Origin of the sequence: Blastococcus sp. KM273129, assembly GCF_021698995.1 — a bacterium.
Classification (GTDB): Bacteria; Actinomycetota; Actinomycetes; order Mycobacteriales; family Geodermatophilaceae; genus Blastococcus.
The window spans coordinates 21,126-29,406 of record NZ_SSXB01000046.1; the positions used below are offsets into that span (position 1 = coordinate 21,126).

Genomic DNA, 8,281 nt, shown 5'->3' on the forward strand with positions numbered 1-8,281 from the left:
GCACCATGGTGGGGCACCGGCGCGAGGGAGAGATGTGATCGAGCAGGACGAGCACGCGGCCGGACCGGACCTCCCGCTGGCCGGGTACACCGTCGCGGTGACCGCGGCCCGCCGCAAGGAGGAGCTGGGGGCGCTGCTGGACCGCCGGGGCGCCCGCGTGGTCCACGCGCCGGCGATCCGGATCGTGCCGCTGGCCGACGACACCGAGCTGGTGGCCGCCACGCGCCGGGTGCTCGCCGCGCCGGTGGACCTGGTGATCGCCACGACCGGCGTCGGCTTCCGCGGCTGGCTGGAGGCCGCCGACGCCTGGGACCTGCCCCTGGTCGCCCACCTGTCCGGCGCCCGGGTGCTGGCGCGCGGCCCCAAGGCGCGCGGCGCCATCCGCGGCGGCGGGCTGGTCGACGCCTGGTCGCCGGAGTCGGAGTCCTCCGCCGAGGTGCTCGCCCACCTGCTGTCGGGGGCCGAGGGCCCGCTGGCCGGCCGCCGGATCGCGGTCCAGCTGCACGGCGACCCGCTGCCCGACCTGGTCTCCGGCCTCCGGGAGACCGGCGCCGAGGTGCTCACCGTCCCCGTGTACCGCTGGGTGCTGCCCGAGGACGTGACGCCGGTGCGCCGCCTGGTCGCGGCCATCGTGGCCGGCTCGGTCGACGCGGTGACCTTCACCAGCGCACCCGCCGCGGCGAGCCTGCTGCGGGTGGCCGAGGAGGCCGGTCAGCGGGAGGCGCTGGTGGCCGCGTTCGGCGACCGGGTGCAGGCGGTCGCGGTCGGCCCGGTGACGGCGGGGCCGCTGGACGCCGCCGGCATCAACTCCTTCCAGCCCGCCCGCGCGCGCCTGGGCGCGCTCGCCCGCGAGGTGGTGGCCCGGCTGCCCGAGCGGGACCCGGTGCTGGAGGTGGGGCCGCACACGCTGCAGGTGCGCGGCCACGCCGCCGTCGTCGACGGCCGGGTGGTCGAGCTGCCCCCCGGTCCGCTGGCGGTGCTGCGGGAGCTGGCCCGCCGGCCCGGTCGCGTCGTCCCCCGCACCGACCTGGTGACCGCGCTGCCCGGCGGCGGGGACGGGCACGCGGTGGAGATGGCGGTGACCCGGCTGCGCGCGGCGCTCGGGGCCCCGCTGGTGGAGACGGTCGTCAAGCGCGGTTACCGGCTCGCGGTCTAGCTCTCCGCCCGTAGGTCGCGTCGCAGGAGGACCCGCGGGAACCCGTCGAGCACCGACCCGGTGTCGGCGACCTTCACGAAGCCGGCGCGCTCGAACAGCGCCCGGGTGCCGACGTAGGCCATCGTCAGGTCGACCTTCCGCCCGTCGTTGTCCACGGGGTAGGCCTCGACCGCCGGGGCCCCGTGCGCCCGGGCGAGCTCCACGGCGCCCGCGACCAGGTGGTGGGCGATGCCCTGCCCCCGGTGGCCCGGGCGGACGCGGACGCACCACAGCGACCAGACGTCGAGGTCGTCGACGTGCGGGATCCTGCGGTTGCGGGCGAAGCTCGTGCCCGCCCGCGGGTGCACCGCCGCCCAGCCGACGACCTCCTCGCCGTCGTGGGCGAGCACGCCGGGCGGCGGGTCCTCGGCCACCAGTTGCCGCACCCGCTCACCGCGCGCCGGCCCCACCAGCTCCCGGTTCTCCTTGGACGTCGCCAGCCGGTAGCTGAGGCACCAGCAGACGTTGGCGTCCGGCCGCTTCGGGCCGAGGACCGCCGCCACGTCGGGGAAGCTGCTCGCCGGCCGCACCTCGATCGCCATGCCCCGGATCGTGGCACCGCGCACCGACGCCCCGGCGGGTCGCGCGCGCCTCACCGCGCGACCGCTCCGGGGGTGAGCGGGTCGTTCCCGAGAGGTCACACGGGCGCGGCGGTCCGGAAACGGCCCGTTCCTAGCGTCGGGCGGCACAGGAGCCACCCGCCCGGGCGGCCCCGGAGTGCGAGGGATGCGCCGATGACCACCACCCCCACCGCCCGGACGACCGGCGAGGAGGCCGCGCCCGCGCCCGCGCCCCAGGCCCGGCGCGGCTCCCGGTGGATCGACCACTACGACCCGGAGGACCCGCGCTTCTGGGACTCGCCGCAGGGCCGCCCGGTGGCGCGGCGCAACCTCGCCTGGTCGGTGCTCGCCGAGAACATCGGCTTCAGCGTGTGGCAGATGTTCAGCGTCGCCACCGCGGTGCTCGCCTCGATCGGCTACGGGTTCACGAGCGACCAGCTGTTCTGGCTGGTCGCCACCGCCGGGCTGGTCGGCGCGGTCATGCGGGTGCCGTACACGTTCATGCCGGCGCTCCTGGGCGGCCGCAACTGGACCGTGGTCAGCGCCGCCCTGCTGCTGGTCCCGGTCACCCTGCTCACGGTCGCCGCGACCACCGATCAGCCCTACTGGTTCTGGGTGCTGACGGCGGTCACCTGCGGCTTCGGCGGTGGCAACTTCGCCTCCTCGATGGCGAACATCTCGTTCTTCTACCCGGACAAGGAGAAGGGCTTCGCGCTCGGGCTGAACGCGGCCGGCGGGAACATCGGCGTCGCGATCATCCAGCTGGTCGGCCCGCTGGCGGTCACCGCCGGCGCGATCGCCGTCGTCGGTGGCAGCACGGGGACGACGGCGGACGGCGGGGCCCGCTTCGTGCAGAACGTGGCCCTCATCTGGGTGCCGTTCATCGTGCTGGCGGTGGTGGGCGCCTGGTACGGGATGGACAACCTCTCCGGCGCGCGGGCCGACATCGCCGGCCAGGCCGCGATCGCCCGCCGCAGGCAGACGTGGGTGATGTCCTTCCTGTACATCGGCGCGTTCGGCTCCTTCATCGGGTTCTCCGGCGCCTTCCCGCTGGTGCTGGCCAACGAGTTCGCCGCCGACACCTACCGCTACGCCTTCCTCGGCCCGCTGGTCGGCTCGCTGTCCCGGCCGTTCGGCGGCTGGCTGGCCGACCGGGTGGGCGGCGCGAAGGTCACCGTGGTCACCTTCGTCGGCCAGGCCGCGGCGATCGGCACGGCGATCGCGTTCCTGCGTGCCGGCAGCTTCGGCGGCTTCCTGGCCAGCTTCCTGGTGCTCTTCGCGGTCGTGGGCATGACCAACGGCTCGACCTACCGGATGATCCCGATCATCTACCGCGCCGAGGCGGCCGCCGCGCACCCCGGGGACAGCACCGCGGAGGTGCTCTACCGCGCGCGGCGCGACACGGCGGCGGCCGTCGGCATCATCTCGGCGGTCGGCGCCCTGGGGGCGGTGTTCATCCCGCGGGTCGTGTCGGAGTCCTACGGCGCGACCGGTGGCGTGGAGACGGCGCTGCTGGCCTTCTGCGGCTTCTACGTCCTCTGCGTGGCGGTCACCTGGGCGGTCTACCTGCGGCGCGGCACGCTGATGCAGCGCGCCGGCGTGTGAGCGGCCGGCGGCCCCCGGACCGGGCCTCCCGTGGCCCGCGCGGGTGAGCCGGCGCCGTCCCGGGGTGCAGCCGGACGTCCCGACCGACGAAGATCGCCGGGTGACCGCAGCCGAGGAGACCACGACCGGGCGCAGCCTCATCGAGGCCGGGGCCCCGGTGGCGGGGTCGATGAGCGCCGCCGCGGCGACCGTGGTCTTCGAGCCCGCCGCCGCCCGGGTGCAGGTGCACGACGGGTTCGCCGCGGTGCTCCGCCGGGCCGCCGCCGACGCCGCCGGCCTGCCCACCGGCCGCGAGCGGGTGCGGGCCGGGGCCGCGCTCGCCTTCGCGGTCGAGCACGCGGTGACGCTGCACCGCGCCGGGCGGGCGGTGCGCGGCGACGACTTCCTCGCCGACCGCCCGGGCAACCGGCCGGTCGCCGACGAGCTGACCGAGACGGTGCTGCTGGCCGCCCGCGCCTCGACCGACGAGCGCCGGGTGCGGCACCTGGGCTACCTGCTCGCCGAGGTCGCCGTCTCCCCTGACCTCGACCCCGGGGTCGTGGGCCGGGCGCTGCGGCTGGCCGGCGCGCTCGGCTGGCGGCAGCTCGCGCTGCTGGCCGCGGTCGGCCGCCGCGACCGGGTGCCGCTGCCGATGACCCCGCTCGACGACGACCCGCGCGGCTGGACGACGTGGGCTGCGCGGCAGGACGTCGCCGAGCTCCAGCGCACCGGGCTGCTCGACCCGGCGCCGGCCCAGCCGCGACCCGGCGGCGCGGCGCTGCCCCGCCTCCGGATGGCCGACCTGCGGCTGACCCGCAGCGGGGTGCTCGTGCACCGGCTGCTCGTGCTGGAGGTGCTCCGCGAGGACGCGGTGACCGCCGCGCTCGCCGACCTGGGCCTCCCGCGCAGCTGACCCGCCGGATCGTCACCGCTTCGTGATCCGCGCGGTGGTGCCGACCGCCCTCCCCGGCACGTCTTCCCCGGCAGAGGACCCGGAGGGAGCCCGTCATGCCCGTCGGCCGGCACGCGCGGCCGGAGAGCGCAGCCGTCGTCGCCGCGCGCCAGCTGGCCGAGGAGGCGCACCACCGCCGGGCCCTCGGGGGATCCCTCCCCCGCCGCTACCGGCTCCTCGACGCCCGCCGCGCGACGAGCACGGTGTCGGGCACCGGGTTGCCGGTCCGCTCCGCCGCCCCCGGGTCGCGCACGCGGACCTCGGTGACGACGTCGGACCACTCGTCCGGGTCGAGCACGGCCGCGACGTCCTCGGCGGTGTAGAGCACCCCGGGCTCGTGGGCGTGGTGCTCCCCGTGGCCCCATCCGTCGCCGAGCAGGTGCCCGACCACCAGCAGCGTCCCGCCGGGCGCCACCGCCGCCGCCAGCCGCCGGAACACCTCGGCACGGTCCGCCCAGGTCGCGTGCAGGTAGTGCGCCGTCACCAGGTCGAAGCCGCCCGCCGGCGGGGCCCACTGCTCCACGTCGGCGTGCACCCACTCGACCCGGTCCGCCAGCCCGCGGGCCCGCGCCGCCGCGGCGGCCCGCTCCAGGGCCACCGGTGAGAAGTCCACCGCGGTGACCCGCCAGCCCCGCTCCGCGAGCCACAGGGCGTCCCCGCCCTCGCCGGCCCCGGCGTCCAGCGCCGTGCCCGCCGGCAGCCCGGCCGCCTCCTCGACGAGCTGCCGGTTGGGCCGGCCGCTCCACACCGCCGATGCCGACCGGTACAGCTCGTCGTAGGTCTCGCGGTCGGTGGCGCTCACGCCGCCACCTCCCGCCGCCGGGCGACCGCGTCCCGGGCGTCCTCCTGGATCAGGTCGGCGTTGATCATCGCCCCGGCTCGGAGGCCCTGCGCCGCGGCCACGACCACCTGCGCGCTCACGTCGCCGGTGTTGCCGGCGACCCAGACGCCGGGCACGTCGGTGCGCCCGGTCGGGTCGGCGGGCAGGTGCGTGCCCAGCACCGCGCCGTGCATCTCCACCGGCACCGGCACGGCCCCGAGGTCGGCCAGCAGCTCGGCGTTGGCGACCATCCGGGTGGCGACGACGACGGCGTCCCGCTCGACCAGCTCGCCGGAGGCCAGCCGGACCGCGGCGGCGCCCTCGAGCCCGGCCACCTCGCCGTGGACGATGCGCACCCCCCGCGCCTCGAGCTGCTCGCGCTCCTCCTCGGTCGGCTCGGCGCCGGTGTGCACGAAGAGCACCACGTCGTCGGTCCACTGCCGCCAGAGCCCCGCGGCGTGCACCCCCATCGGGCCGGTGCTCACGATGCCGACCGCCCGGTCCCGGACCTCCCAGCCGTGGCAGTAGGGGCAGTGCAGCACCGTGCCGCCCCAGCGCTCGTCGACGCCGGGGATCGCGGGCAGCTCGTCGGTCAGGCCGGCGGCCAGCAGCAGCCGGCGGGCGCGCACGGACCCGCCGCCCTCCAGGGCGACCCGGAAGCCGCCGTCCTCGCGCCGCACGCCCACGACCCGGCCGGGGACGACGGTGCCGCCGTAGCCCTCCACCTCGCCCCGGCCGATCGCGTACAGCTCGGCGGGGGGCGTGCCCTCCCGGCCGAGGTAGTTGTGCACGTGCCCGGCCGGGGCGTTGCGGGGCTCTCCCGCGTCCACCACCAGCACGCTGCGCCGGGCGCGGGCCAGGGTGAGCGCTCCGCTCAGGCCCGCCGCGCCACCTCCGATGACCACCACGTCGTACCGCTCGTCCATGGCGCCCACTGTCGGCCCAGGCGGGCGACTCCGGCAAGCATGATTGCTGGAGTGGCAAACTTGGCGGCATGACCGACGACGACGTCCTGGCCACCGTGGGCCCGCGGCTGCGCGCGCTGCGCACCGAGCGCGGCTCGACCCTCTCCGACGTCGCCGCCACCACCGGCATCTCGGTGAGCACGCTGTCCCGGCTGGAGTCCGGCGGGCGGCGGCCCACCCTGGAGCTGCTGCTGCCGCTGGCCCGCGCCTACGGCGTGGCGATCGACGACCTGGTCGACACCCCGGCGCCGGCCGACCCACGGGTGCACGGGCGCCCGATCGAGCGGGAGGACGGCATGACGATGGTGCCGCTGACCCGGCAGACCGGTGGCCTGCAGTCGTTCAAGATGATCCTGCCCGCCCGGTGGCGGGTGACCGAGACCGACCAGAAGACGCACGAGGGCTACGAGTGGCTCTACGTGCTCTCCGGCCGGATCCGGCTGCTGCTCGGCGCGCGCGACTTCGTGCTCGGGCAGGGCGAGGTGGTCGAGTTCGACACCCGCGTGCCCCACACCTTCTCCAACCCGTTCCCGGAGCCGGCCGAGGCGCTGGTGCTCTTCGGCCCGCAGGGCGAGCGGATGCACGTCCGCGCCCGCCCGGCGACCGGAGCTCAGGCCGAGCGGGCGTAGGCGGCCGGCGTCGTCGCCAGCATCCGGCGGAAGTGCCGGGTCAGGTGGGCCTGGTCGTAGAAACCGGCCGCCGTCGCCACCTGCGCGGCCGGCACCCCGTCGAGCAGCAGCCGGCGGGCGAGGTCGATCCGCCGGCCGGTCAGGTAGCGGTGCGGCGGCAGGCCGTGCCGCCGGGTGAACGCCCGGACCAGATGCGTCGGGGTGACACCGAAGCGGCCGGCGGCCACCCCCAGGTCCACGCCCTCGACCAGCCGCGCGTCCAGCAGCTCCCGCAGCGCGTCGGCCACCCGGGAGTCGCGGACGGTGCCGGGCGGCGCGACCACCCGGTCCAGCTGCTGCCCGAGCCGCTCGATCACGAACGCCAGCCGGCTCTGCGCCTCGAGGTCCTCCGAGTGCGGGGTGAGCGCCGCGTGCAGCCGGGAGACCCGGTCGCGCAGCACGTCGTCGGCGAACTCCGGCCGGTCCACGGCCCGCCCCACCCGCTCGGCCCCGAGCGCCTCCGGCTCCAGGTAGAGCACCCGCTTGCGGAAGCCCGTCGGCAGCTCGGACCGCCCGTCGTGCGGCACGCCCGGCGGCAGGAGCGTCACGACGGCCCGCGAGGCGCCGTGCGCGTGCCGGTCGAGGTCGTAGCGGACCGCTCCGTCGTCGACCAGCAGCAGCGTCCACGCGTCGTGGGTGTGCGACGGGTAGGCGTGGTCGGGGAACCGGGCGTGCAGCACCTCGGTCAGCCCGGGCACCCGCGGGCGCCAGGCCACCACCTCGGCCGGGCCTGTCACGTCAGGAACGTACAAGACCCCAGGGCGGTGGCGACGCGACGCTGGACGCCATGACGATCGCGCAGACCGCCTCCGAGAGCACGCCCGGCACCGTCGCCGTCCCCGGCGAGTCGGGCCCGCCCTGGCCGACGAAGATCGTCGTCCTCCTGCGCGAGGGGCTGCTGCCCTGGCAGGAGCTCAACGTCACCGCGTTCCTGGCCGGCGCGGTGGCGGCGGCGATCCCCGAACTGATCGGCCGCCCGTACGAGGACGCCGACGGCACCCGGTACCTGGCCATGATCCGTCAGCCGGTGCTCGTGATGACCGGCTCGGCGGACGTGCTCGCCACGGCCAGGGAGCGATCGCTGCAGCGCGGGCTGCCGACGTCGGTGTTCACCGCGGACCTGTTCGCCACGGGTGGGGACGCCGAGAACCGCGCCGCCGTCCGGGCGGTGGCCGCCGCCGACCTCGACCTCGTCGGCATCGCCCTGCACGGCCCGAAGAACGCCGTCGACAAGGTGGTCAAGGGCGCCCGGATGCACCCGTGAGCCCCTTCCGGCGTTCTGTGCGCAGAGCGCCGCGTCAGAGGGTGACGACGAGGGCGCCGTCCTCCTCGTGCACCGGGTAGACGCGGATCGGGGCGGCGCCGCTGGTCGAGGCGCCGTCGGCCCAGCGGTAGGCGTACTGGTGCAGCGGGCAGACCAGCACGTCGACGTCGGTCTGCCCGTCGGCCAGCGGCCCGCCGGCGTGCGGGCAGGCCGCCTGGGTCGCGTGCAGCGAGCCGTCGCGCAGCCGGAACACCGCGATCTGCACCCCGCCCG

Annotated in this window: 10 protein-coding genes; 5 read left to right on the forward strand and 5 right to left on the reverse strand. The window is 76.7% G+C overall.

Going from position 1 to position 8,281, the window contains the following annotated elements; translation table 11 throughout:
• Positions 1-34: 34 nt before the first annotated feature.
• Entirely contained in the window at positions 35-1,156 is a 1,122-nt protein-coding gene (locus E9565_RS13775; RefSeq protein ID WP_236827610.1) for a uroporphyrinogen-III synthase, read from the forward strand.
• Here the strand turns inward: E9565_RS13775 and E9565_RS13780 are convergent.
• Entirely contained in the window at positions 1,153-1,737 is a 585-nt protein-coding gene (locus tag E9565_RS13780; protein ID WP_236827611.1) for a GNAT family N-acetyltransferase, read from the reverse strand. The two genes, E9565_RS13775 and E9565_RS13780, sit on opposite strands and share 4 nt — an antisense overlap.
• 192 nt (positions 1,738-1,929) lie before the next feature.
• Here E9565_RS13780 and E9565_RS13785 point away from each other — a divergent pair, with 192 nt between their 5' ends.
• Positions 1,930-3,360, forward strand: a complete 1,431-nt coding sequence (locus tag E9565_RS13785; RefSeq protein WP_236827612.1) for an MFS transporter — start codon at positions 1,930-1,932, stop codon at positions 3,358-3,360.
• A gap of 100 nt (positions 3,361-3,460) precedes the next feature.
• Positions 3,461-4,252: a hypothetical protein gene (locus E9565_RS13790; protein WP_236835488.1), complete on the forward strand. Its 792-nt coding sequence runs from the start codon at positions 3,461-3,463 to the stop codon at positions 4,250-4,252.
• Positions 4,253-4,457: 205 nt separating this feature from the next.
• Here the strand turns inward: E9565_RS13790 and E9565_RS13795 are convergent, their stop codons facing one another.
• Together E9565_RS13795 and E9565_RS13800 are read right to left on the reverse strand one after the other, a co-directional pair.
• Positions 4,458-5,093 (reverse strand): bifunctional 2-polyprenyl-6-hydroxyphenol methylase/3-demethylubiquinol 3-O-methyltransferase UbiG, encoded by a 636-nt coding sequence (locus E9565_RS13795; RefSeq protein WP_236835489.1) that lies wholly within the window; start codon positions 5,091-5,093, stop codon positions 4,458-4,460.
• Positions 5,090-6,037, reverse strand: coding sequence for an NAD(P)/FAD-dependent oxidoreductase (locus E9565_RS13800; RefSeq protein ID WP_236835491.1), 948 nt, complete (start codon positions 6,035-6,037; stop codon positions 5,090-5,092). Before E9565_RS13800 ends, E9565_RS13795 begins: the two co-directional genes overlap by 4 nt.
• 68 nt (positions 6,038-6,105) lie before the next feature.
• Between E9565_RS13800 and E9565_RS13805 the strand changes: the two genes are divergently transcribed.
• Entirely contained in the window at positions 6,106-6,705 is a 600-nt protein-coding gene (locus E9565_RS13805; protein WP_236827616.1) for a helix-turn-helix domain-containing protein, read from the forward strand.
• Here E9565_RS13805 and E9565_RS13810 read toward each other — a convergent pair.
• On the reverse strand, positions 6,687-7,481 hold the full coding sequence (locus E9565_RS13810) for an AraC family transcriptional regulator (RefSeq protein ID WP_236835493.1): 795 nt from the start codon (positions 7,479-7,481) through the stop codon (positions 6,687-6,689). The two genes, E9565_RS13805 and E9565_RS13810, sit on opposite strands and share 19 nt — an antisense overlap.
• Before the next feature lie 50 nt (positions 7,482-7,531).
• Here E9565_RS13810 and E9565_RS13815 point away from each other — a divergent pair, with 50 nt between their 5' ends.
• Complete coding sequence (locus E9565_RS13815; protein WP_236835495.1) at positions 7,532-8,008, forward strand: DUF2000 domain-containing protein; 477 nt, start codon at positions 7,532-7,534, stop codon at positions 8,006-8,008.
• Positions 8,009-8,042: 34 nt separating this feature from the next.
• Here E9565_RS13815 and E9565_RS13820 read toward each other — a convergent pair.
• A partial coding sequence (locus E9565_RS13820; protein WP_236835497.1) for a Rieske 2Fe-2S domain-containing protein occupies positions 8,043-8,281 on the reverse strand: 239 nt, incomplete at its 5' end.

Coding starts and splice junctions, on each gene's coding strand:
- E9565_RS13780 (WP_236827611.1), bottom strand. CDS start 1,737: ATGGCGATCGAGGTGCGGCCGGCGAGCAGCTTCCCCGACGTGGCGGCG.
- E9565_RS13785 (WP_236827612.1), top strand. CDS start 1,930: ATGACCACCACCCCCACCGCCCGGACGACCGGCGAGGAGGCCGCGCCC.
- E9565_RS13800 (WP_236835491.1), bottom strand. CDS start 6,037: ATGGACGAGCGGTACGACGTGGTGGTCATCGGAGGTGGCGCGGCGGGC.
- E9565_RS13805 (WP_236827616.1), top strand. CDS start 6,106: ATGACCGACGACGACGTCCTGGCCACCGTGGGCCCGCGGCTGCGCGCG.
- E9565_RS13815 (WP_236835495.1), top strand. CDS start 7,532: ATGACGATCGCGCAGACCGCCTCCGAGAGCACGCCCGGCACCGTCGCC.